General features: G+C 66.6%; 22 protein-coding genes. 12 read left to right on the top strand and 10 right to left on the bottom strand.

The genetic code is table 11. The features are described 5' to 3' along the window. Positions 1 to 220: integrase core domain-containing protein (locus tag ACXJKM_RS29215; protein ID WP_457356557.1), on the top strand; the 220-nt coding region annotated here is incomplete at its 5' end. On the opposite strand, the gene ACXJKM_RS29210 is transcribed toward ACXJKM_RS29215, so the two are convergent. Beyond that, a complete protein-coding gene (locus ACXJKM_RS29210; RefSeq protein WP_457356556.1) occupies positions 217 to 543 on the bottom strand; it encodes an antibiotic biosynthesis monooxygenase family protein in 327 nt (108 codons plus the stop codon). The genes ACXJKM_RS29215 and ACXJKM_RS29210 overlap by 4 nt on opposite strands. 71 nt (positions 544 to 614) lie before the next feature. Here ACXJKM_RS29210 and soxR point away from each other — a divergent pair, with 71 nt between their 5' ends. After that, entirely contained in the window at positions 615 to 1,091 is a 477-nt protein-coding gene (gene soxR / locus ACXJKM_RS29205) for a redox-sensitive transcriptional activator SoxR (protein ID WP_457356555.1), read from the top strand. Between the two features lie 318 nt (positions 1,092 to 1,409). Here the strand turns inward: soxR and ACXJKM_RS29200 are convergent, their stop codons facing one another. Further along, the gene (locus ACXJKM_RS29200) at positions 1,410 to 1,859 is read right to left on the bottom strand and encodes an Lrp/AsnC family transcriptional regulator (RefSeq protein ID WP_457356554.1); all 450 of its coding nucleotides are present in this window, start codon (positions 1,857 to 1,859) and stop codon (positions 1,410 to 1,412) included. Positions 1,860 to 1,996: 137 nt separating this feature from the next. Here ACXJKM_RS29200 and ACXJKM_RS29195 point away from each other — a divergent pair, with 137 nt between their 5' ends. Then, positions 1,997 to 2,533 (top strand): RBBP9/YdeN family alpha/beta hydrolase, encoded by a 537-nt coding sequence (locus tag ACXJKM_RS29195; protein ID WP_457356553.1) that lies wholly within the window; start codon positions 1,997 to 1,999, stop codon positions 2,531 to 2,533. Between the two features lie 1,073 nt (positions 2,534 to 3,606). Here the strand turns inward: ACXJKM_RS29195 and ACXJKM_RS29190 are convergent. Further along, entirely contained in the window at positions 3,607 to 4,173 is a 567-nt protein-coding gene (locus ACXJKM_RS29190; RefSeq protein ID WP_457356552.1) for a hypothetical protein, read from the bottom strand. A 125-nt stretch (positions 4,174 to 4,298) separates the two neighbouring features. On the opposite strand from ACXJKM_RS29190, the gene ACXJKM_RS29185 reads away from it, so the two are divergent. The 3 genes from ACXJKM_RS29185 (at position 4,299) to ACXJKM_RS29175 (ending at position 5,877) form a co-directional block, all read left to right on the top strand. Further along, positions 4,299 to 4,535 carry a DUF1963 domain-containing protein gene (locus ACXJKM_RS29185; protein WP_457356551.1) on the top strand — a complete coding sequence of 79 codons (237 nt, stop codon included), beginning with the start codon at positions 4,299 to 4,301 and terminating at the stop codon, positions 4,533 to 4,535. Between the two features lie 255 nt (positions 4,536 to 4,790). Then, on the top strand, positions 4,791 to 5,288 hold the full coding sequence (locus ACXJKM_RS29180) for a DUF4304 domain-containing protein (protein WP_457356550.1): 498 nt from the start codon (positions 4,791 to 4,793) through the stop codon (positions 5,286 to 5,288). 283 nt (positions 5,289 to 5,571) lie between these two features. Then, complete coding sequence (locus ACXJKM_RS29175) at positions 5,572 to 5,877, top strand: ExbD/TolR family protein (RefSeq protein WP_457356549.1); 306 nt, start codon at positions 5,572 to 5,574, stop codon at positions 5,875 to 5,877. Positions 5,878 to 6,199: 322 nt separating this feature from the next. Here the strand turns inward: ACXJKM_RS29175 and ACXJKM_RS29170 are convergent, their stop codons facing one another. Then, positions 6,200 to 6,949 carry a hypothetical protein gene (locus ACXJKM_RS29170; protein WP_457356548.1) on the bottom strand — a complete coding sequence of 250 codons (750 nt, stop codon included), beginning with the start codon at positions 6,947 to 6,949 and terminating at the stop codon, positions 6,200 to 6,202. A gap of 547 nt (positions 6,950 to 7,496) precedes the next feature. Between ACXJKM_RS29170 and ACXJKM_RS29165 the strand changes: the two genes are divergently transcribed. Beyond that, complete coding sequence (locus tag ACXJKM_RS29165; RefSeq protein WP_457356547.1) at positions 7,497 to 8,099, top strand: hypothetical protein; 603 nt, start codon at positions 7,497 to 7,499, stop codon at positions 8,097 to 8,099. Between the two features lie 59 nt (positions 8,100 to 8,158). Here ACXJKM_RS29165 and ACXJKM_RS29160 read toward each other — a convergent pair whose 3' ends face one another. Together ACXJKM_RS29160 and ACXJKM_RS29155 are read right to left on the bottom strand one after the other, a co-directional pair. Beyond that, positions 8,159 to 8,764, bottom strand: a complete 606-nt coding sequence (locus ACXJKM_RS29160) for a response regulator transcription factor (protein ID WP_457321150.1) — start codon at positions 8,762 to 8,764, stop codon at positions 8,159 to 8,161. Continuing rightward, on the bottom strand, positions 8,757 to 10,682 hold the full coding sequence (locus ACXJKM_RS29155; protein WP_457356546.1) for a sensor histidine kinase: 1,926 nt from the start codon (positions 10,680 to 10,682) through the stop codon (positions 8,757 to 8,759). Before ACXJKM_RS29155 ends, ACXJKM_RS29160 begins: the two co-directional genes overlap by 8 nt. Before the next feature lie 119 nt (positions 10,683 to 10,801). Here ACXJKM_RS29155 and ACXJKM_RS29150 point away from each other — a divergent pair, with 119 nt between their 5' ends. The 5 genes from ACXJKM_RS29150 to ACXJKM_RS29130 all read left to right on the top strand — a co-directional run bounded on the left by ACXJKM_RS29150 (position 10,802) and on the right by ACXJKM_RS29130 (position 15,478). Beyond that, positions 10,802 to 11,812, top strand: a complete 1,011-nt coding sequence (locus tag ACXJKM_RS29150; protein ID WP_056194552.1) for a TRAP transporter substrate-binding protein — start codon at positions 10,802 to 10,804, stop codon at positions 11,810 to 11,812. A gap of 123 nt (positions 11,813 to 11,935) precedes the next feature. Then, a complete protein-coding gene (locus tag ACXJKM_RS29145; protein WP_457356545.1) occupies positions 11,936 to 12,553 on the top strand; it encodes a TRAP transporter small permease in 618 nt (205 codons plus the stop codon). Continuing rightward, positions 12,550 to 13,833: a TRAP transporter large permease gene (locus ACXJKM_RS29140; protein ID WP_457356544.1), complete on the top strand. Its 1,284-nt coding sequence runs from the start codon at positions 12,550 to 12,552 to the stop codon at positions 13,831 to 13,833. Before ACXJKM_RS29145 ends, ACXJKM_RS29140 begins: the two co-directional genes overlap by 4 nt. Positions 13,834 to 13,843: 10 nt before the next feature. Next, entirely contained in the window at positions 13,844 to 14,821 is a 978-nt protein-coding gene (locus ACXJKM_RS29135; RefSeq protein WP_056194560.1) for an SRPBCC family protein, read from the top strand. 39 nt (positions 14,822 to 14,860) lie between these two features. Continuing rightward, positions 14,861 to 15,478, top strand: a complete 618-nt coding sequence (locus tag ACXJKM_RS29130; protein ID WP_056194563.1) for an ANTAR domain-containing response regulator — start codon at positions 14,861 to 14,863, stop codon at positions 15,476 to 15,478. Positions 15,479 to 15,607: 129 nt separating this feature from the next. Here the strand turns inward: ACXJKM_RS29130 and ACXJKM_RS29125 are convergent, their stop codons facing one another. The 4 genes from ACXJKM_RS29125 to ACXJKM_RS29110 all read right to left on the bottom strand — a co-directional run bounded on the left by ACXJKM_RS29125 (position 15,608) and on the right by ACXJKM_RS29110 (position 20,516). Beyond that, positions 15,608 to 15,967: a hypothetical protein gene (locus ACXJKM_RS29125; RefSeq protein ID WP_457356543.1), complete on the bottom strand. Its 360-nt coding sequence runs from the start codon at positions 15,965 to 15,967 to the stop codon at positions 15,608 to 15,610. A gap of 238 nt (positions 15,968 to 16,205) precedes the next feature. After that, complete coding sequence (locus tag ACXJKM_RS29120) at positions 16,206 to 16,649, bottom strand: PoNe immunity protein domain-containing protein (protein WP_457356558.1); 444 nt, start codon at positions 16,647 to 16,649, stop codon at positions 16,206 to 16,208. Between the two features lie 15 nt (positions 16,650 to 16,664). After that, entirely contained in the window at positions 16,665 to 16,967 is a 303-nt protein-coding gene (locus ACXJKM_RS29115) for a hypothetical protein (protein ID WP_457324219.1), read from the bottom strand. Further along, complete coding sequence (locus tag ACXJKM_RS29110) at positions 16,968 to 20,516, bottom strand: hypothetical protein (RefSeq protein WP_457356542.1); 3,549 nt, start codon at positions 20,514 to 20,516, stop codon at positions 16,968 to 16,970. Between the last annotated feature and the right edge of the window lie 242 nt (positions 20,517 to 20,758).

The following is a 20,758-nucleotide window of genomic DNA, read 5'->3' as shown; positions in this document are numbered from 1 at the left end:
GCCGTACTGCCCACAGACCAACGGCAAGGCCGAGCGCTTCATCCAGACGTGTCTGCGGGAGTGGGCCTATGGTCGCGTCTGGGCCAACAGCGGTGAGCGCACGGCCTGGTTGCCAGCGTTCCTGACCTACTACAACGCTCGACGGCCTCACTCCGCTCTTGGCTACAGCCCTCCTGCCTCCCGGCTCGGTGGGTACAACCTATCGAAACTCAACAGCTAGCCGCGCACCCTGCTGTAGACCGACAGGTCGCCGCGCACGCCAAGGCTCTTCATGAAGGCCGACGGGTCGAAGCCTTCGCTTGCATAGTGCGCCTGCATGGTCGCCTTGGCCCGTGCCATCGCTTCCGCGCTGGCCCATTCGACGATGGTGACGACGTTGAACTCGCCCGGGCCCTCGGTTTGTGTCAGCACGAGGTTCTGCCTGCAGCCGGGCTGCCTGGCGAGCAGGCGATCGACGTTGTGCACGCGCGCGAGGAAGGCGCTCAGCGAGGCGGCCGGAACGGCGAACTTGTCGACACGGAACAGTGAAGTGGATTCGGACACGCGTTGAACCTTTCAATGAAGTGGTGAGCGGACTCTAGAACCTCAACTAAAGTCGAGGTCAAGAGGTGCACATGAACAATCCTTTGGAAGCAGCCGGCATCGCGCTCAGCCTGAGCGTGGGCGAGGTTGCGCGGCGCAGCGGCGTGGCGGTGTCGACGCTGCATTTCTACGAGGCGAAGGGGCTCATCGCCAGCCGGCGCAGTGCCGGCAACCAGCGCCGCTACGCGCGCGACGTGCTGCGTCGCGTCGCCTTCATCCGCGTGGCGCAGCACGTGGGCATCCAGCTGGCGGACATTGCCGCGGCACTCGACACCTTGCCCGCGAGCCGCACGCCGAACCGCGAGGACTGGGCGCGGCTGTCCAGCACCTGGCGCGYSGAGCTCGACGAGCGCATCGCKCAGCTGAAGAAGTTGCGCGACACSCTCGACGACTGCATCGGCTGCGGCTGCCTGTCGATCGATCGCTGCCGGCTGCGCAACCCGTTCGATAGGCTGTCCGCGCAGGGGCCGGGCGCTCAGCGTCTGCTCGTCAAGCCCGCCGGGGAGTGATCCGCCAGCGTGTCGCAATAGCACGTCATCGAGCGGCGTGGAGCGCCTGACTGTGGGTGATGTCGAAGAAGCTTCAGCCCCGTGATGGCGGCGGTGCCGGGCGAGCGCCCGACCAAGTCGGCCAGCTTGCGAACCGCGGGGATGTAGCCTTTCGCGTGTGGCCATCCTGCGCATGTGTCGTCGATCATGCCCGACAGCACCCGGTGGTGGCCGACGGCACATGGCCGGCCACAGCTGACGAACAGACCCGTGCGAGCGGCGGCTCACTGAGTCAAACGTGCCGTACTGCCGGAGGGACGGAGGTGGGTGGCGAGGCCTTCAAGGGCTGTGCCGCTGCAGCGGGACGCGCTTGCGAACCGCGCTGGAGAGCACGAGCGACGTGGTCACGGAGCCGTGCGCGGCAAGCGCATCCACCACGCGCTCCAGGTCCTGTGGTTCGGCGAAGGCGCAGCGGACGATGAAGCAGTCTTCTCCGGTCAGACGGTCGGCCTCAAGCACTTCGGGCATCTTCTCGAAGAGCCTGACGTAGCTCTTGATGTGCTCGTGCGTCGTGCGCACGCGGACGATGGCCTGCAAGGCCAGACCGAGCGAGCGCAGGTTGATCCTCGCACCATAGCCTTCGATCACGCCGGCCTCCTCGAGTTTGCGCACGCGCTCGCTCATCGCCGGCTGCGACAGCCCGATGCGCTTGCCGAGCGCTGCCAGACTCTGCCTTGCGTCGGCCTGCAGCGCCTCCAGGATGAGCCAGTCCTTCTTGTCCAGTTCCATGCACTCTCCTTCGCGACGTGTGGCAGCAAGAACCGATGTTCCAAAGGTTTTGCGGCGCGTTTTCCGATGCCTTGCCCTTCAGCGGCCAAGCTTCCTTGCCTATCGTCATCTGGTCCTTCACCCACCTACAAGGCCCCATGACGAAAGACTCGATTTTCATCCTGCCGGGCATCGGCAATTCCGGCGACGGGCATTGGCAGACTCGCTGGCAGGAACTGCTTCCTCGCACGCTGCGGGTGGAGCAGGACGACTGGGATCACCCCGTGTGCAGCGCGTGGGTCGCAGCGCTGGAAGCCGCGGTACGCGGCAGCGAGCCGCAAGTCGTGCTGGTGGCGCACAGCCTGGCGTGCCTTCAGTTGGCGCACTGGGCCGCATCGACGCGCTGTCGCGTTCGAGGCGCGTTGCTGGTGGCCGTTCCCGACTCCGAAGGCGCCACCTTTCCGCGCGATGCGATCGGGTTCTCGCCCTTGCCGCTAGAGCGGTTCGCTTTTCCGAGCATCGTCGTCGCCAGCAGCAACGACCCATACGGGAGCATCGACCACGCGCGCCGCTGCGCCGGCGCCTGGGGAAGCCGGCTCGTCGAGATCGGGCCGGCCGGTCACATCAACGCGGGCAGCGGACTTGGGGACTGGCCGCAGGGACAGGCGTTGCTCGCGGAGCTCTTATCGCGCTAGCCGTCCACCGACGAGGTTCATGCGCATGCGGCGTTCCGCTTCGTCCAAGCGGTCGGTCGTGAACGGCGCCACTTGGCCGGGACTACCCGTTCGCAGTCAACGCCGATAGCTGCCGCAACATCTGGCCAGGTCTGAGCGACCGGTTCACGAGACTGCGAGCTGGCCTTGCCGACCCGATGCGGTCCTTGCCTTCGGCGATCTCGCAGCCTCGAAGCGGCCGTTCAACGTTCGAGCTCAGCCGACCAAGCCAGCGCAGCTGGCGCGGGTCGGCTGCAGCGAAAGGTTATGCAGCATTTCGAGCCCGAGATGGCAGCCACGCACCAAGGGCAAGACTGGCTGGCAAAGAAATGGACCAGAGTGCAATGCGGGTCAGTGACTTGGTGGCTGGGAACTGCGCAAGGACGACATACAGGATCACAAGCACGGACAGGGCGGTGGCCGCAAAGCGCGAGTGGGCAGGACTCAAGCGCGTTGCGACGTATCCGACCGCAAACACGGACAAGCAGCAAGCACTTGTGGCTGCAAGCCAAAGGTTGCTATTGGCCCATCCGCCTGCACTTGACCGGGGCTCTGCATATGGCGCACCGTCAGCGAAAGCAATGAGATACGGCTCAGCCATCACCGACACGAAGAAGATCAGAAGGAGCGCTGCGGCTCCGACGACCAGTGCGATCCAAGTTCGGCGGAACTTCGATGAAGGAGTCTGCTCGCTATTCATGCTGCATAACTTGCTGTCGGCGGATCATTAACGATTTCTGCCCAACATTTGAGCATGCGCGAGACCGCCGCTGGGCCGCCGGTGCGCCCCTAAGCGGACGCAGGCCTGCGGCAGCTCCTGGCCGCAACCTCCAGTTCGCGGCCTGCGCCAAAAGCTGCCGTTCGGCCTGGCCGGGCTCGAGCTACCGGTTCTTAAGGCCGCGAGCTCACCTTGCCCACCCGGAGCGGAAATCGGCGGCGCCCGAGCAGACCGCCAGAAAGCAGACGCTCAAGCTTTGACCTGAGAGGCGACGCCCGGCTTGCCGGGTGAGTGCCACAGGGGCTGGGCCACATGCAACCGTACCCACAGCCGCTCCTCAGTCCGGCAGCAAGTTGCAGCTCGCCGCCGCGGTGTCCGCAGTGACCTCGGCAGGCTGGCCCTGCTCGTAGCCAGCTAGGCGTTTCTTGAAGTCGACAAAGGCAGCTGCGGGGATCGGCTCGGCCTTGGCCATGACGTCCAGCTTCGAGATGGCCATGCGCTGGAAGCTCATTGCCGCCTTGAACTCGCCGGCGCGAGCTGCCACAGCCGCGAGCGTGTCCAGGGCGAACGCGTTGTTGTCGCGTTGCATGGCCTCCATCGCATAGGTCTTGGCCGTCTCCAGATCGCGCTCAAAGCCGTCCTGCGTGCACGTGGCGTGGAGCCAGGCCACCTCGTTGGGCGCAGCCTGCGAGATCGCGCCGTTCTCCGGTGCGCCGTTGCTCGGATTCATGGAGGCCTTGAAGAGCTCGTCGGCCTTGCTGCAGCTGAACGGCACGATCTTGCCGCAGGAGTAGTAGCTGGCCAGCACGAACTGGGCGTGCTGGTTCTTCTGAGCAGCAAGGCTGGTGACTCGCGGCAGCGCAGCGGCGTACTTCTTCTCCTCGATCAGCTTGAACAAGGACATCGGGATTACGTTGCTCGCGCCCGTGGCCTTCTTGCTGGCGTCGGCAGCCAGGGCCGCCGGGCTGTGCGCGAAGGCTGCGGCCAGGGTCAGGAGGCCAAGCGCTCGCTGGAGAGTCGGCGCGCTGCGTGTACGGGGGCAGCGCAGCGACGCACGGCTGTTACAAGGGTTCGCGACCATCAGAAGGAGTAGAGCAGCTGCTGGGCAGCGGGATCGAGCATCATCCGCTGAGTGAAACAGTCCGCGAAGTCGATGCACAAGGTGTCATGTGGGGTGATGCTGGAACGTTGTACTCCTGGGTGCGAGAGGCGCCTGCCCGCGAAGGGAAGTTCCAGGACGCTTGGCTTGTGCTGCAGTGCTACTAGCTACGGCCAGCAATTGTTTCGAGCGTGAGTATCCGGTCAAGGTCAATGTCTGCTGGTGGCGCCCCAACGGGAAACCGGGTCCCGGCCAGGAGCTGACACCCACCGGCCGCGGCTTTCGGGTAGCCCAGTTGGACTGTGCCGTGAGCCAAGGGGACAGTGGACAGTAGGCTCTGCCCCGTAGCATCTATGTAGAAAAACCCGCTCATGCCCGCCCGACCTGGTCGGGCAAACATCCGCCAGCGCAGGGGCGGCTCGATGACTCCCACCGAACTCAAATTGCCAATCGTCGCCGCGGTGTACGCCTTGCTGAAGCCGCTCGGCTATCGCAAGTCTTCAGCGCTGTTTCGACGCGAGATTGGGGACGTTGTGCATCTCATCGAGGTTCAGGCATCGGTCTCGAACAAGGTGGGCGACGCAAGCTTCACGGTCAACATCGGCGTCTTTGCCCCTGAGCTCGTGTACGCAGACGTCAGAGACGTCACGAGCCCATCGATCCCATTGGCACAGTGGAGGACACGGCTCGGGCAGCTAGCCCCAGAGAGTCAAGACCTTTGGTGGTGCGCTACTACCAGAGTTGATGCCGAGGCAGCTGCCAAAGACATCGTCGAACGGATTGAGAAACACGCTCTTCCGGCATTGGCAGCGCTTCCCGATCTCGCATCATTGGGCTCTGTATGGAAGTCAGGTCGCAGTCCCGGGCTTACCGAACGTCAACGCGTGGAATTCTTGAACAGACTCCCCGCCTCCCCGTAGAAAAGCGATGAACCTGCTCCGAGCAACTAAACAACCCGAAGCCGAAATCGGCTAGGGTACAGCGGCATGGCGGCAGGCGCTTCAAAGGCCGGGCGTTCTTCGATCAGCAGATCGAGCGGCTGCTGTTGGCGTTGACTGCGAACTGGTAGTCCCGGCAGCCGTGATCCACGGGAACGGTCGCCGATTCGAGTAACCGGGAGACGATGAGATGTCGAGAAGAAACGAAGCGAAACGCCCTTTCCCTTTGAACGCCAGACTGCTGGTTGCTCTTCTTGCCCTAACCATGAGTCCAACCGTCACTTCCGGAGAGCCTGCCAAGCCACGTGATGTACGTCTTGTCGTAACCGACTCCGGTCAATACATCCTGTCAGGCAAGCCCGTTGCCCTCGCCGATTTGCGAGCGCAGCTTCGCGAGCTCAAATCCAGCGGCAGGCCAATTGACCTCCATGTCACGGGCAGTTCGAAGGTGGAATACAAGTACGTCATGCCGGCGATGCAGATCGCACAGGAAGAGGGACTCGCCAAGGTCGCCCTTCTGACGATCCCGCCCGCTGCACCCGATTCGTCAGCCTCGTCCTCCTCCAAGTAGCTGTGCAGGCCAAGCCGCAACGAAGCTGATATTGCTACGTTTTCGTACTGCCGCATGCTGCCTATCAGGCGGCTGCTTTTTAGTGGGCAATCTTGGAACGTGAATGTCTCTGATGGGTCGCTTTGAGCCGGACACGGTCTGCGGGAGCGGTCGTTTGGGGCACCCTGCTCGGCCGGCCGTGGTCGGGCGACAGGAATCGGCGATGAAGCTGTCGGTCGAGGCTACCGGCGCTGGATGACCGGTGTTCGTTGTCGCCGCCGTTCAGGCCTCCGGCGGCGAACGTCTCAGACCAGCCTTGAGCCGCCTTTGCTCAACGGGAACCCTAAGCTTCAACAGCCAGCTTCGCATTCAACCTCGCCGCCAGATTGACCGCCCGCAGGAAGACCCGGAACTGTTCTACCGCGTCGGATGCTTCCCCCATCTCCGAGCCCAGCTTGGCCAGGCCGAGCAGCCGGCTGTAGAGCTGGGCCTGCTCGGGGCCGATGGATTCACTGAAGGCCAGCATCTGCAGCAGTTGGCTGGACGTGATCTGCATCTTGGGGCCCAGCCAGCCGCCCCATTTCCTGACGGCGGCCTCCTTGCGTTCGAACACGCGCGGCTTGGCTCGCTGAGCCTCGACCGGGGCGCCGTCGATGCCGAGGTCGGCGAGGTATTTGAGAAGCAGGACCAGGTTGGCGTCCTTGGCATCGGCGGGCAGGCGCGCGAGCAGCCAGTCCTCGGCCTCCTTGCGGATGGGGTAGTTCACCTTGCCGATGCAGCCGAAGGCCCGGCCCGACAGGTTGGCCGAGCAACCCTTGCATTCGCCATCCAGCTCGCTGAGCGGCGCGATCATCTCCAGCAGCTGGCCGACCGTCACCTGCGTCTGTATGGCCATGCCGTCCGGACCCTTGACGGCGATCTCGACCGTGCACTTGCTGGTCAGCGTGTCGCTGTCGGCGTGGGGAAACTTCTCGCGGAACTGGGCGATCGCGAATTCTGCAATGCCGCGGTGCCTGACCATGGACCGCAGCCTGACCTCCGGCGTGTACCGGCGGGCCGTACAGGGCCGCTGCAGTGCGAAATCGATAGCCATCTGATCCCTCCCTGGCGTGGCTCTTTCGCGCAGGAGTTTCGATGAAGCCTGCAGCTGCACCAGCCCCCCGGATCCAGGGTGCAGTTGCTATTTACAACGGCAAGCCGGCCTGGCTGCCACTCGTTGATCCGCCCAAGCGGCAGGCGCGGCCTGCCCCCTGAGCTGGGATAGGCGCTTGGGCCAGTCCGTCGACGCTGAGAGGGCTCGAAGCTCGACGTCAAGCTGGTTCAGCCCCTCCACAAGAGCGGATGCGGTCTCGAAATCCATCGGCTCCTTCTCCAGCAGGTCTTCGCCCAGCGCTTCGCGCAGCACGGAGCCGGGCACTGTCGGTTCCTGGGCACTCGCGGGCGCGGGCGCGGTGAGCGCCCCGCATCGCGACGCCGTGCCTCGCGGTAGCACGGCGCTACCTGTCCCTCGGCCGTCCGGCGGGTGGCCGGCCGGCTTCATCGGCCCGTCACCGTTAAATAGTTCTCTGGTCAGGCCACCATCCGCATGATCGAATCTGGCCTGACCAATTTGTCGTGCGTCCCATGAAGTAAAGGGAACCATGTCCAGACCTTCCTCCTCCCGCCGGCCGGATCGGCGTCGCAGCTCGCTGAACCGGAATTTCACTGCCGCGCTGTGGGCCGCGCTGCGCCGGATCGCGCGCCGGCTTCCCCGCCAGCCGGCCTCGCCGGTCCAGCTGCCATTGTCGGAACCGGCAGCCGCAGAAGCGAAGGCGCTGGCACGGGCCCTCACCGAATTGCTGGGCCAGCATCCGTCGACGCGGCGGGTGATGCGGCATCTGGGCTACGTGGAACACCAACTGGCCCGGCAAGGTGCAGCGGCCCTCTCGGAGATGCCCGTGCACATCGTGGCGACCGCGCTGTCGCAACTGGAGGCGATCGTCAGCAACTGGTCCAACCGCGACCTGGCGGAGCTGCGTTCGCGAATGGCCGTGGCCGTCAAGAAGGGCTCCGAGGATGAGTTCCTCGGCCCCGATGGCGAAAGGCGCTCGGTGTTCGCGACGGCGTCACGCCTCCTCGTCGGGGACGTGAATCACTCGGTGTTTGAGGAATTGCAGCGGCAATACCATGGCTTGGTCTCCCCGGAAGGCATCGAGGCGGCCCTGGGCGTCGCGGCCTCACGCGCAACTAAGGCTGCGGCCTGACTTCAGCTGCGAATCTGCGCGTTGACCTCCTGAGGTCGCGGCGCTGAACCCCGCGCCGCCTATCGCCCGGCCAGCAAGGTCGCCACCTCCGCCGCCGACCGCACGCCCAGCTTCGCAAACACCCTGGCCCGGTGCACTTCCACGGTCCGCACCGACACGTTCAGCTCGTCGGCAATGACCTTGTTGAGCTTGCCTGCCGCCACGCGCGTCATGACCTCGCGCTCGCGCTCGGTCAGGCTGGCCAGCCGCGCGCTGCGCTCGGCCACGTGCGCGCCCTCGGCCTGCATGGCCGCGTCCACGGCCAGGGCCTGCTCGATACGGTCGGCCAAGGCGTTGTCGCTGTAGGGCTTCTCCAGGAAGTCGAAGGCGCCCTTCTTCAGCGCCTCGACGACCATGGGGATGTCGCCATGGCCTGTCAGGAAGAGCACCGGGTTCCTCAGCCGGCGCGCCAGCAGTTCGTCGTGCAGGCGCGTGCCGCTCATGGGCTCCATGCGCACGTCGAGCAGGAACACGCCTTTGGGATTCCCTTCGCGGTCCAGCATCTCCAGCAGCGCCGGGCCGCCGTCGAAGGCGCGCACATGGAGGCCCCGCGAGCGCATCAGGAAGGCGAGTGCGTCACGCACGCCAGGGTCGTCATCGACGAGATGGATCGTGCCTTCAGCCATGGATCGTTTCCGTCTGGGTTTGCGGGCTCAGCGGCAGGCTGAACGAGAACAGCGCGCCGCCATTGGCGGCCTCGCTGGCGTCGAGCACGCCCTGATGGGCCTCGATGATGGAGCGGCAGATGGCCAGGCCCATGCCCATGCCGTCGGCCTTGGTGGAATAGAAGGCCGCGCACAGCTGTTCGACACGCCGGCCCTGCAGGCCAGGGCCGTTGTCCTGCACATCGACGCGCACGAAGTCGCCCACGACGCGGCTGCTGACTGCGATGCGCCGGCCGCCGTTCCCGGCCGGGCGCGCCTGCAGCGCATCCGCGGCGTTGCGCACCAGGTTGATGACCACTTGCTCGATCAGGACGGCGTCGGCCAGCATCGCCGGCACGCCCGGCGCGAGGCTCACGTCCAGCGTGACGCCGCGGCGCTGGCAGTCGCGCTTGAGCAGCTCGATGGCGGCGGTGACGACCTCATGCAGATCGCAGGGCTCGTGGCGAGGTTCGCGCCGCGTCAGAAACTCGCGGATGCGCGCGACGATGCGGCCGGCGTGCGCGGCCTGCTGGCCCAGGCGCTGCAGCGCGCCGAGCACGAGCTCGTCCTGCACGCCGAGCTTGGCCAGTGAGTTGGTGATGCCGGCGCCGTAGCTGGCTATTGCCGTGAGCGGCTGGTTCAGCTCATGGGCCAGCGTGGAGGCCACCTCGCCGAGCATGGTCAGCCGCGCGTTGTGGGCCAGGGTCTCGACCTGGCGGCGCTCACGGTCTTCGAGGCGCTTGCGCTCGGTGATGTCGATGATGCTGCCCATCCAGCCGATCTGGCGGCCACCGGCGTCGACCAGCGGCGACTCGAACACCATCACGTCGACCATGCGGCCTGAAGCGTGCCGCCAATGCGCTTCGTAGCCCTCGCGCGGCGCATGGCCGGCCAGGTTGCGGCGGTTGCGCTCCGCCACCTCGGCCAGTGCGTCGGGCGGCCAATAAGGCATCGGCGGCAGCATGCCGACCAGCTGTTCGGCGGGCAGGCCGACCATGTCGCAGAAGGTGCGGTTGACGTACAGCAAGCGGCCGTCGAAGTCGCGGGCGCGCAGCGCAACAAGCGCCGAGTCTTCCATCGCCCGGCGCCAGGCGGCCTCCGTGCGGCCGGCCACCTCGGCCCGCTGCACCTGGCGCATCTGGCGGCGCAGCAACCAGCTGGCGACGGCGATCAGCGGCAGGAAGCCGGCCACCAGCACCCAGGCCAGCGGCCGCACGCCGTTGACGGCGGGGTCGCGCACCGTCAGCTCCAGCGCGGCGTCGGTCAGCGTCGCCTGCGTGAGCGGGCTGGCGCGCAGCGGGCCGGTCAGGGCGACGCGGTAGCTCGGCTTCTCGCCCAGGGCGGCGCGCAGCGGCGACTCGGTCGTGGAGGCGATGACCTGATCGGCGCTGTCGATGAGCTGCACGTCGTATTTGCGCGCCAGCCACCAGGGCACGCCACGCTTGAGCAGCAGGGCTGGCGCATAACGCACCACCAGCACGCCGTCGGGCGCGACGCGGGCGGTCAGGTGCAGGGACAGGCCGTCCTCATAGCGGTTGGCCTCGGACTCGGCCGGCACCTCGGCCAGCACGCGGTTGCTGCGCGAGTCCAGCCAGGTCACAGCCAACCAAAGGCGGCGCAGGCCGGCGTTGACCTCGGGGTGGGCCGCCAGCGCCGCGGTGCTGGGCACCTGGCCGGCCAGGCCCGCGGCGAGCTGGCGCAGATGGGTCTGCTCCTCGTCGATGCGGTCGCGCAGCTGGGCCTCAGTGCTGAGGGCGTCGGAAATCAGCGTCTGGCGCTGCAGCTCCTGCTCCTCGGCCTCGTTGGCGCGCACCCAGGTCAGCACGCCCCCCACGAACACCAGGGACAAACCCAGGGGTGCCAGCCACAGGCTTCGGGTCAAGAGCTCGCGCAGCGTCATGGAGTGCAGTCTAAGAAGAGAGTAGGCCGCGCGAAATGTGGAACTCCACAACTATCTGCAGGGTCCCGGGCTCGGAAGAATGCCGTCCAGACCCCTCATTCCAATATCGGAGACAAACCATGATCCTGCGCCGTCTCGCACTCGCCGCCGCCCTGGCCCTGCCTTTCAGCCTGCCCACGGCGGCCTTCGCCCAGGCCCCCATCGTCATCAAGTTCAGCCACGTCGTCGCGCCCGACACGCCCAAGGGCAAGGGCGCCCAGCGCTTCAAGGAGCTGGCCGAGCAGAAGACCGGCGGCAAGGTCAAGATCGAGCTCTACCCCAACAGCCAGCTCTACAAGGACAAGGAAGAGATGGAGGCCCTGCAGCTGGGCTCGGTGCAGATGCTGGCGCCGTCCCTGGCCAAGTTCGGGCCGCTGGGCGTCAAGGAGTTCGAGGTCTTCGACCTGCCCTACCTGTTCAAGGACACCGATTCCTTCCGCGCCGTGACCGACGGGCAGTTGGGTGCCGATCTCTTCAAGAAGCTGGAACCCAAGGGCATCAAGGGCCTGGCCTACTGGGACAACGGCTTCCACATCATGAGCGCCAACAAGCCGCTGCACAACGTGGCGGACTTCAAGGGCATGAAGATGCGCATCCAGTCCAGCAAGGTGCTGGACGCGCAGATGCGCGCCCTGGGCGCCATCCCGCAGGTGATGGCCTTCTCCGAGCTCTACCAGGCACTGCAGACCGGTGTGGTGGACGGCACCGAAGGCGTGCCGAGCAACTTCTACACGCAGAAGATCTTCGAAGTGCAAAAGCACATGACGATGTCCAATCACGGCCACCTGGCCTATGCGGTCATCGTCAACAAGAAGTTCTGGGACGGCCTGCCGGCGGACATCCGCACCCAGCTGGAAGCGGCCATCAAGGAAGCCACGACCTATGCCAACGCCATCGCCAGCACCGAGAACGGCCGCGCGCTGGAAGGCATCAAAGCCAGCGGCAAGGTGACCATCTACACGCCGACGCCCGCCGAGACCAACGAGTGGAAGAAGGCGCTGATGCCCGTCCACAAGGAGATGGAATCGCGCGTCGGCAAGGCCACCATCGAGGCCGCCTACAAGACGGCTGGCTTCGTCGCGCCGAAATAAGCCCCCCGTACCGGCTGACGCCGGCCCCCCAGGGGGCAAGCCAGCGGCCTGGCAAAGCCAGTTCCGCGGCTTCGCTCGGTCAATACACCGCCTGGCGTCCGCCGGAAGCGGTTGGAGAAACTCATGTTGAACAAAGCGCTCAATCATCTGGAGGAGTGGATGATCTCCTTCCTGATGGCCGCGGCGACGCTGGTGATCTTTTTCGCCGTCGTGCACCGCTACCTGGCCGGGCTGCCCTATATCCAGGACATCGCCCTCAAGATCCACGTGAGCTGGGCCCAGGAGCTCTGCATCATCCTGTTCGTGTGGATGTGCAAGTTCGGCGCGGCCTATGGCGTGCGCACCGGCATCCACGTCGGCGTGGACGTCATCATCAACCGCATGTCGCCCGCCAACCGCAGCCGCTTCGTCATCTTCGGCCTGCTGGCCGGCGCGCTGTTCACCGGCGCCATCGCCGTGCTGGGCGGCACCTTCGTCTGGGACAACGGCGCCCACCACGCCTTCCTGGACCTCATCGGCCAGCCGCGCGAGGACGTGTACGAAGGCCCGACGACGCCTGACCTGGAATGGCCGACCTGGATGGTCTATTCGGCCATCCCGCTCGGTTCGGCGCTGATGTGCTATCGCTTCCTGCAGGTCTGCTGGACCTTCCACAAGACCGGCGAACTGCCCAAGCATGACGAGTCCCACGTCGAGGGCGTGGATGAACAGACCCCGCTGGAAGTGGAGGCCCGCAAATGAATGCACTCATCATCTTCAGCCTGCTGCTGGCGCTGATGCTGACCGGCATGCCGATCAGCATCTCGCTCGGCCTCACCGTGATGACCTTCATCGTCACGATGACCCAGGTCCCCATCGAATCGGTCGCCCTGAAGCTGTTCACGGGCATCGAGAAGTGGGAAATCATGGCCGTGCCCTTCTTCATCCTGGCCGGCAACTTCCTGACCCACGGCGGTGTCGCGCGGCGGATGATCAACTTCGCCACGTCCATGGTCGGCCACTTCCACGGCGGCCTGGCGCTGGCGTCCATCCTGGCCTGCTCGATGTTCGCGCTGGTCTGCGGCTCCTCGGTCGCGACGGTGGTGGCCATCGGCTCCATCGTGTTGCCCGCCATGGTGGCTCACGGCTACCCGATGCGCTTCGGCGCCGGCGTCATCATCACGGCCGGGTCACTGGGCATCCTGATGCTGCCGTCGATTCCGAAGGTCATCTACGCGATCTCGACCAACACCTCCATCGGCGCCCTGTTCGTCGCCGGCCTGCTGCCCGGCATCACGCTGGCCCTGATGCTGGCCGCGGTGACCTGGTACATCGCCCGCAAGAACAACTACCCGCGCCTGGCCCGCATGGGCTGGATGGCCCGCTTCCAGGCCTTCCGCAAGAGCTTCTGGGGCCTGCTGCTCGTCGTCATCATCGTCGGCGGCATCTGGTCGGGCGCCTTCACGGCCACCGAGGCGGCGGCGATGGCGGCGGTGTACTCCTTCTTCGTGGCCATCTTTGTCTACAAGGACCTGAAGCTCAAGGACGTGCCCAAGGTGCTGAAGGACTCGGCCAACATGTCCGCGATGCTGCTCTACATCATCACGAACGCGGTGCTGTTCTCCTTCGTGCTGACCAACGAGAACCTGCCCCACCAGCTGGCCGACTGGCTGCTGGGCATGAACCTGGGGCAGAACGGCTTCCTGTTCGTCGTCAACCTGGTGCTGCTGGGTGCTGGGAACTTCATGGACCCGTCGTCCATCATCCTGATCATGGCGCCGATCTTCTTCCCGGCCGCCATGCAGCTGGGCGTGAACCCGGTGCACTTCGGCATCCTGATCGACGTCAACATGGAAGTGGGCCTGTGCCACCCGCCGGTGGGCCTGAACCTGTACGTCGCTTCGGGCATCTCGAAGTTGGGCATCACCGAGCTGACCAAGGCCGTAATGCCCTGGCTGCTGACGATGATCGTCTTCCTCGTCATCGTCACCTACTGGCCTTGGCTGACGCTCGTCGTTCCCCAAATGATGGGCATGCTCTAAGGAGCCGACCATGAGTGCGCTCCTCTTCGCGCTGGCCCTGCTGACAGTGCTGCTGCTCGTCTACATGGGCCGCTACAGCGGCCGGGTGCGGGCCGAGGAGAGCCGGCTCATCGCCGCGCCGCCTGAGGCCATCTACCAGCGCGTCAGCGACCTGGCGCAGTGGCAGGCCTGGAACCCCTGGCTGGAGCATGCGCGCGGTGCTCGCGCCGAGGCCGATGGCATCGCCCTGGCCTGGGACGTGCCCCACGTCGGCCGCGGCAGCGTGCGCCAGACGAGGCAGACGCCGTCGCGCGCGCTGCGCCAGCGCCTGCAGTTCGCCCTGCCCTTTGCCTATCGCGGCCGCTCGGACTGGCGCTTCGACCCCGCGCCGGGCGGCACCCAGGTCACCTGGCGCTTCAAGGGCCGCGTCGCCTTCACGCTGCGCGCCTTTGCCGCCACCGTACAAGGCGCCACCGCCCTGGACCTGCGCTTCGGCCTGGACCGCCTCGCCGCGACGCTGGAGTCAACGCCCCCGGCCTACACGCTGGATTACCTCGGCGTGCAGGAGCAACGCGCCCACGCCTACGCCCAGGCGCACCACCGCGGCCCGCTGGACAAGCTGGCCGCGGAGTTGCCGCCACGGATCAAGGAGGTGCGTGAGCAACTCGCCACGGCGGGGCTGGCGGCAACCGGCACCGCCACCATCCACTATCTGAAGACCCAGCTCAAGCTGCGCATCGTCGACTGCCGGGTCGGCGTCGAACTTCCCGCCGATGCCGCATTGCCCAACGGCCTCAAGCTGCAGCAGCAAGCGGCCCACGCCGCCTATGTACTGCGCTACGACGGCCCGCCCGAGGCGCTGGAGCTGGCCTGGTACCAGGCCATGCAGCGCCTGCGCATCGAGCAGCACCAGCCGCATCCGCAGCTGCCGCCCTATGCCTGCTACCTGGGCGAGTCGGCACCCGGCCGGCGCGGTGTCGTGCACCTGTATTTGCCGCTGAAGACCTAGGAAACGCCCCACGGCACGCTATTTGCACTGCCCTGGGGCATGAACACGCCCCCGTTTGCCCTCCCCGGGCTGCGCGTGCTGCTGGCGGATGCCGGCCAGCGCCGCAGCCCCGTCATCCGCCTGGAGCTGATCCGACTGCGCTGCCAGCTCGTCGACGTCATCGACCTCGTCGCCCAGCCTGATGCCCTGCCCATGGCCCTGCAGCGCCTGGCACCCGAGCTGCTGCTGGTCGACTGCGAGCAGCCCACACCCGAGCTGCTGGCCCAGTTGGGCGAATCCCTGCAGCAACAGCCCCGCCCGGTGCTGCTCTTTGCCGAGCAGATGGGCCCGGAGCAGATGCGCGCCGCCCTGCAGGCCGGCATCAGCACCCTGCAGCTCGCCGGCCTGCCGCCGCAGCGCCTGGGTGCCCTCTTGCAACTGGCCCTGGCCCGCTTCGAGCACGACCAGACCCTGCAGCGCGACCTGCGCCAGACCCAGACCCAGCTGGCCGAGCGCAAGCTCGTCGAGAAGGCCCGCGGCATCCTGATGCGCGAGCAAGGGCTGGACGAGGAGGCGGCCTTCCAGCGCCTGCGCCAGCTGGCCATGGACGGCGGGCAGACGCTGGCCTCGGTCGCCATGCGCCTGATTGATGCGGATCAGCTGCTGCGCGCCCGCTGAGCCTCGGCCTGGGGCGCCCGCGCACCAATCAGGGCTGATGCGGCGGCTGCTGCGTGTGCGTCATGTACGGCGCCTGGGCACCGGCCTGCCAAGAAGGATCGGGATGTCGAACTTGCACGTGCAGCCTCGTCAATCCAGCTCTTTCATGATGTCGCCTTCCTTGTAGTCGTCGCGGTACTCGAAGTCCACCGAGTATTTGCCACTGCGCTCGAGGTTGACAGTCATCATGTACCAGCGGGGCTGGCCGAAATCCTGGGCAAGGCGCCAGTGACGCAGCGCTGCATCTTCAACCAGGCTTTCAAGTTCCCGCTTCGGAAAGTCCTTCCTGACAGCGCCCTCGGGCGACGTGAACCAGTAGTCAGGCGCCAACACGCTTGCATCGGGCGTGACCCGGAAACTGAAGCGCACATCCGCCGCGCCAGAGCTTTCGCAAACCGCATACAACGCCCCGGCGATGGCCTTCACAGATTCATCAAGTTTGTTCAGCATCAAATTCATCCCCCGGGGGTATTGGGAGACACTCGTTTGGTCGCCGCGCCGTCGATCCAATACCTCACGTCGATCCTCGTGGGCACCTCGCCAACAGCGGCATAGACAGGACTGACCTCCACCCTCACCTCCTTGCCCGCCTGCATCGCCTCGGCCCAGCGCGGTAAGTTGGGTCGCAACCCCAACATCGACTGACCGCTACTTCTTGGGGTTCGCCAGTTCACCTCAAGCTATCGCGCTAAAACGCACGCCTGAGCTTTTGCAACCAACCCGGCTTGGTTGGGGCCGGCGCCGGGGCGGGCGCGAGGCCGTTGCCGGCGTGCGTTGTCGGTCCTTGCGGCCTCAGCAGGTCACCGGGGTAGTTGGGGAGCGAAAGGCAGAGCGAGTCGTCGACGCCGAAAGCTTTCACGACGGCGACGGCTTCCACGCACCAATAGCTGAAATAGCTGCTGACGCCCTCGTGGTTGTCATACCAGTAGGGCCATTCGTCCAGGTTGATCAGGCGTGACATGCCCTTCCTGGGCGGGCGGTGGAGTTCGGCGTACCAATGCTTGACGAAGTCCTGGAGCAACTTCGGTTGCCGGCCGGGCGGCGCATCCATCACCGCCAGCAGTCGTGCATGGGGCTTGGAGTGGCAAAGCTGAGTGCCGATCCGTCGCCCCGGCTGCCATGTGAAGCACAGCGGCAGTCGCGGCGATCAGCGCAGCCGGGTCGGCTCCATGTTGTAGATGAACAGCGCTGCCTTGCGGCCCCGTTCCTTCTCACCGGCGTCAAAGGCGCTGAACATCTCGGCGAGTTTGGCGTCGATCTGCTGGGCTTCGGCCAGGTCGCGCTTCAGCGCAGGGCGAATCGATGCCCACAGTTCCTTGATGTCGGCCATGTGGCTTTCATAAGTCACATAGCTCCAATCGGGGTAATCATCGGGTGGGTTGCCGATCGCCAGATTGATCGAACCGTTGAAGTTTTCCAGGTCTTCTCGAAGCGACATGATGCGTGTCATTCAGTGTTTCGGCGGCAGCGTCTTCGGATCCGGAATCAGCACCTTGGGAATGGCATAGGAGCCGCCCAGCTCTGTCGGTCTGACGATCAGGAAGCTTCCCGATCGTATGTTGTTCCATCGTTGCAATTGCTCGCTGCTTGGCTGCTTTCTCGAGAGCGAGGTGTCGGCATAGAAGTTGGCGCCAATCCGGTTGTCCGGGATGCCGACCTGCTGGCCGTCTGTGATGCGGCGGTTGACAGCCCACAGCACGGAGGATGAACTGTCGGGAATACCTTCGCCGCGCCCCATGAAGCGCAACTGCGCCCGCACCTGCGCGTCCATGTAGGTGCCTGCCGTAAGTGCGAAATCATTGTTCTTGAGCGGCAACTCGCCGCTTGCAATCTTGGCCACGGCTTCCTTGTAAGCCGCATCGGCCGCTCGCTGCTGCAGATCAAGCACCTTCTTCTCAAACTCCAGCACCGTCATCCCGGATCGCCCGATGCGCACATTGGCGTAGTCGTCTCCCCAAGCGGCCCGCAGCCTTTGGTTGCGCACATGATCCTCGTAAGCGCCCTGCAACCGATCGACGGTGGACTGGTAGTCCCGGCTGCCGTCCAGGCCCGCAACAAAGCCCTCGGGCAGCCCCTTCACGCCCAGCGCCTCCATGCCCTGCCGCATGGTCTGGATGCGGTCTTCGATCTGGATGCGTTGCAGCTTGGCCAGGTCGCCCTGCAAGTTGGCCACCTCGCCCAGCAGCCCGAACGGGTCGGAGGCCAGGTTGAGCTTGGCGTCCCAGTCGCCGTTGCGCACCATCTCAAAGCCACCGCTGCCAATACCGCCGCGGGCCGCGCCCCGGGCACCCCCGCCTCCCGTGCTGATCAGAAGATCTGCGGGGTCCTGGATGGAGGCATCGTTGATCTCCTGGCTGCGCAGCTGGAACTCGATCTGCTGCTGCACGTCCTGAAGGTGCAGTTCGCGCTGCTCAGGCGTCATCGCGGCCCAGGCGGCCTGGGCTGCCGCATCGGACGCAGGCGCGGAGGCATGCTGCGCAAGGTAGTCCGAAGCCAGGTCCGCTGCATCTTCCTGCGTCAGCCCCTGAGCGAGCAGGCCTTCATAAATCTGCCCCGCTTGATCAACGACCGACGCATTCGCATCCACTGCGCCGGGCATCAGGTTGCCTTCATCATCAAAGAGAGGGCCAGCTGGCGGCAGCGGCCTGACCTCCACATCCCCTGGCCCCGGCAGGGGAAATGCTTGCACGCCATCTGGATCGGGCATGGTCGGTGCTGGCGCCGGCGCAGGCAGCTGCTCCTGCATCAGCGACCCCAGCCAGTCCTGTGCAAAGGCCTGCGCCGGATCGCCCGGCGTGCCGGCCGCGCGGATGGCGCTGCTCAGCATGGTGTTGAAGGTACGCGCCGCCATCGCCTCGGTGGCGCTCATCGTGCCAGCCTTCACGGCCTTGTCGATGCTCTCGCCCACGTTGGCGCTTGTCAGGTCCGCCAGCCCGCTGGCAAAGCCCGCGATCGCGCCATCCTTGAACTTGCCGCCCAGCAGCGCCTGGATGCCGCCCTGCACCGTCATGCGGGCGGCGACGCCGGCGGCCGCGCCTAGCCCGGCATCCTTGAGCGTGTTGGTGAGCCCGGGCGTCAGGCCGGCCGTCAGTGCGCCGCTGACGGCGCCAATGAGCACGCCCTTGAGGCTGAGGTTGCCGTTGATGACCCCGCCCGCGAAGGAGGCCGCGGCACCGGCGGCCGCCGCCGAGCCGACGGCGCCCCAGCCGGCCGCCGAAGCCGCACCGGCGGTGGCCCAGCTGACGAAGGCCACCATCACGACCGGCATTGCACGCTCGAACCAGTTGCGGTGCTCGTAGAGGTTGTCGCGCGACGTGACCCAGCCGAGTTGCGGGTCGAAGCCGACGCCCGCGTCGTTGTTGAGCTTGGGCGCACGGTTCAGGTCCAGCGCCACCAGGTCGCCGTCCCAGACGCCGCTGTCCCCGAGGGCGGCGTGCGGGTTGTCCAGGCCGGGCTGGCTGACCCAGCGGGGCGGGCCGCCACTCTCGCTGTTGTCCTGCTGCAGCGTGATCTGGCTGTGGGCCTGGCCGTAGAAGCGGGCGAACGCCTCCTGAGCCAGCCCGCCCTGGGCCAGCCAGGCGTTCGTGAACGCCGCCTCGTCGAAGACGCGCTGTGTGGCCAGCACCGGCGCGCCGCTGGCGTCGCGCAGGATCTCGCCGTCGCCCACGGTCTGGTAGATGCCGGTGGGCCAGCCCGTCTCCGGGTCGGTGCCGAACTGCAGCGGCACCTCGATCCAGCCCGTGCCGCCACCGTCGCGCGCGGCCTGCATGGCCGCGGCATGGGTCTGGCGCACGGCCGCCATGGCCTGGCTGAGCTGGGTCAGCTCAGCGACACGCTCGGTGCCGTACAGGCGCTGCTGCTCCAGCGCGAGGCTGCTCGTCGGCGCGGCGGGCGCGCCGCCGAGCTGGGTGCGCAGCTGGGTGAGGAAGGGGTCAGCCAGATAGAGGTCGAGCTGGCCAAGGCTGGCGGCGTCGCCCATCGCCACGCCGGGCTGCGGCGGCGGGCCGGCGTTGATGGCGTGGTCCTGCGTGCCCAGCGCCCACAGCCCCGGTTGCGTGCCGAGCAGTTGCTGCACGGGCTGGCCGTAAAGCTCGGCCAGCTTGTTCAGCGGCGCGGAGGCCTCGGGCCGCTCGGCAAGGCGCTCGCGGTAGGCCTGCTCGTAGGTACCTTCGTCGAAGCTCAGCCACTGGCCCTGCGGCGCGGGGGCGCCCATGCCCTCGCGCAGCATCCAGGCCGGCACGGACTCGGGAGCCGCGGCCGCCGCGGCGGTGTCGGGCACGAAGACGGCGCCGTTGACGGGGTTGCCGTCGTGATCGGTTTGCGCAGCCACCCAGCCGGAGCCGATCGCCTGCGCCACATCGGCGGGTGGCGCCTGACGGGCGGCTTCACGCGCAGCTTCGAATTCAGCGCGCACGCCCTTCAGCGCAGCTTCGCGCTGGTTCAACCAGTCCGGGTTGACCGCCGGGCCGAGCGGCAATGCCACGGTGCCTGTGTTGGCCGCGGGTGGCGTGGGCGCGGCAGCAGGGGGCGGGGCCTCGATGGGAGCCACCGCTTCAACCGGCGCAGGTGCAGGCGCCGCTTCGACCGACGCCGGCTCGCTGGCCGACGGCGGTGCGGGTGCGGGCGGCGGGGCCGGCACGGGCACCTCGGCAACCGAGGCAGGCGTGTGGCTGGGCAGCTCGCCGTCCTGGCCGCCGTCGCGCTCGAAGCGCTCGAAACGTTCGAAGCGCCCTTCAGGCTCGCGCTGCCGCAGCGGCCAGCGGTCGCCATCGACCAGGCGCGGCAGCCGGCGCATCGGACCCGGTTCCGGCAGCAGCACGAAGACCGGCGGTTGCCGGGCCATCTCGGCAAGCAACCGGCTGGGCGTCTCTTCGGCGATGACCGGCTCGGGCGCCGGCGCCTCAGATGCGCCATGCCGGGGCGCATCGGCGTCACGCTGCACCGGATCGAAGGCATCAAGGCTTTCAAAAGGGGCAACGCTGTAGTTGTCCAGCCGCATGGGGCACTCCCTGTCTTGGTATGGCCGCATTGAAGCGGCTGACCCTGTCGGCGGGCAATTGCGGGCGCTCCTAAAAATGCATGCCCGCACCCGGGGCGCCGCGCACCCGGACGCACCAACACGCGTCGTGACTGCACGCACCGACCCGGCGCAAACCGCCCGCCACAGCGCCTGCCATGCGCCAAGCGCGTGCAAATCGGGCCTGGCGCCACGGTGCGGGGGCTGGCACGCAACCTGCGTTA

This window comes from Roseateles sp. P5_D6 (assembly GCF_054049415.1).
The sequence above is the reverse complement of the archived record's forward strand: the minus strand, read 5'-3'. Positions and strand labels throughout refer to the sequence as shown.

What these genes read in the sequence shown, in the direction of transcription:
- ACXJKM_RS29200 (WP_457356554.1), bottom strand. Translation starts at nt 1,859, where the DNA reads ATGGAACTGGACAAGAAGGACTGGCTCATCCTGGAGGCGCTGCAGGCC.
- ACXJKM_RS29195 (WP_457356553.1), top strand. Translation starts at nt 1,997, where the DNA reads ATGACGAAAGACTCGATTTTCATCCTGCCGGGCATCGGCAATTCCGGC.
- ACXJKM_RS29190 (WP_457356552.1), bottom strand. Translation starts at nt 4,173, where the DNA reads ATGTCCTTGTTCAAGCTGATCGAGGAGAAGAAGTACGCCGCTGCGCTG.
- ACXJKM_RS29180 (WP_457356550.1), top strand. Translation starts at nt 4,791, where the DNA reads ATGACTCCCACCGAACTCAAATTGCCAATCGTCGCCGCGGTGTACGCC.
- ACXJKM_RS29175 (WP_457356549.1), top strand. Translation starts at nt 5,572, where the DNA reads ATGAGTCCAACCGTCACTTCCGGAGAGCCTGCCAAGCCACGTGATGTA.
- ACXJKM_RS29170 (WP_457356548.1), bottom strand. Translation starts at nt 6,949, where the DNA reads ATGGCTATCGATTTCGCACTGCAGCGGCCCTGTACGGCCCGCCGGTAC.
- ACXJKM_RS29165 (WP_457356547.1), top strand. Translation starts at nt 7,497, where the DNA reads ATGTCCAGACCTTCCTCCTCCCGCCGGCCGGATCGGCGTCGCAGCTCG.
- ACXJKM_RS29160 (WP_457321150.1), bottom strand. Translation starts at nt 8,764, where the DNA reads ATGGCTGAAGGCACGATCCATCTCGTCGATGACGACCCTGGCGTGCGT.
- ACXJKM_RS29155 (WP_457356546.1), bottom strand. Translation starts at nt 10,682, where the DNA reads ATGACGCTGCGCGAGCTCTTGACCCGAAGCCTGTGGCTGGCACCCCTG.
- ACXJKM_RS29150 (WP_056194552.1), top strand. Translation starts at nt 10,802, where the DNA reads ATGATCCTGCGCCGTCTCGCACTCGCCGCCGCCCTGGCCCTGCCTTTC.
- ACXJKM_RS29145 (WP_457356545.1), top strand. Translation starts at nt 11,936, where the DNA reads ATGTTGAACAAAGCGCTCAATCATCTGGAGGAGTGGATGATCTCCTTC.
- ACXJKM_RS29140 (WP_457356544.1), top strand. Translation starts at nt 12,550, where the DNA reads ATGAATGCACTCATCATCTTCAGCCTGCTGCTGGCGCTGATGCTGACC.
- ACXJKM_RS29135 (WP_056194560.1), top strand. Translation starts at nt 13,844, where the DNA reads ATGAGTGCGCTCCTCTTCGCGCTGGCCCTGCTGACAGTGCTGCTGCTC.
- ACXJKM_RS29130 (WP_056194563.1), top strand. Translation starts at nt 14,861, where the DNA reads ATGAACACGCCCCCGTTTGCCCTCCCCGGGCTGCGCGTGCTGCTGGCG.
- ACXJKM_RS29125 (WP_457356543.1), bottom strand. Translation starts at nt 15,967, where the DNA reads ATGCTGAACAAACTTGATGAATCTGTGAAGGCCATCGCCGGGGCGTTG.
- ACXJKM_RS29115 (WP_457324219.1), bottom strand. Translation starts at nt 16,967, where the DNA reads ATGACACGCATCATGTCGCTTCGAGAAGACCTGGAAAACTTCAACGGT.
- ACXJKM_RS29110 (WP_457356542.1), bottom strand. Translation starts at nt 20,516, where the DNA reads ATGCGGCTGGACAACTACAGCGTTGCCCCTTTTGAAAGCCTTGATGCC.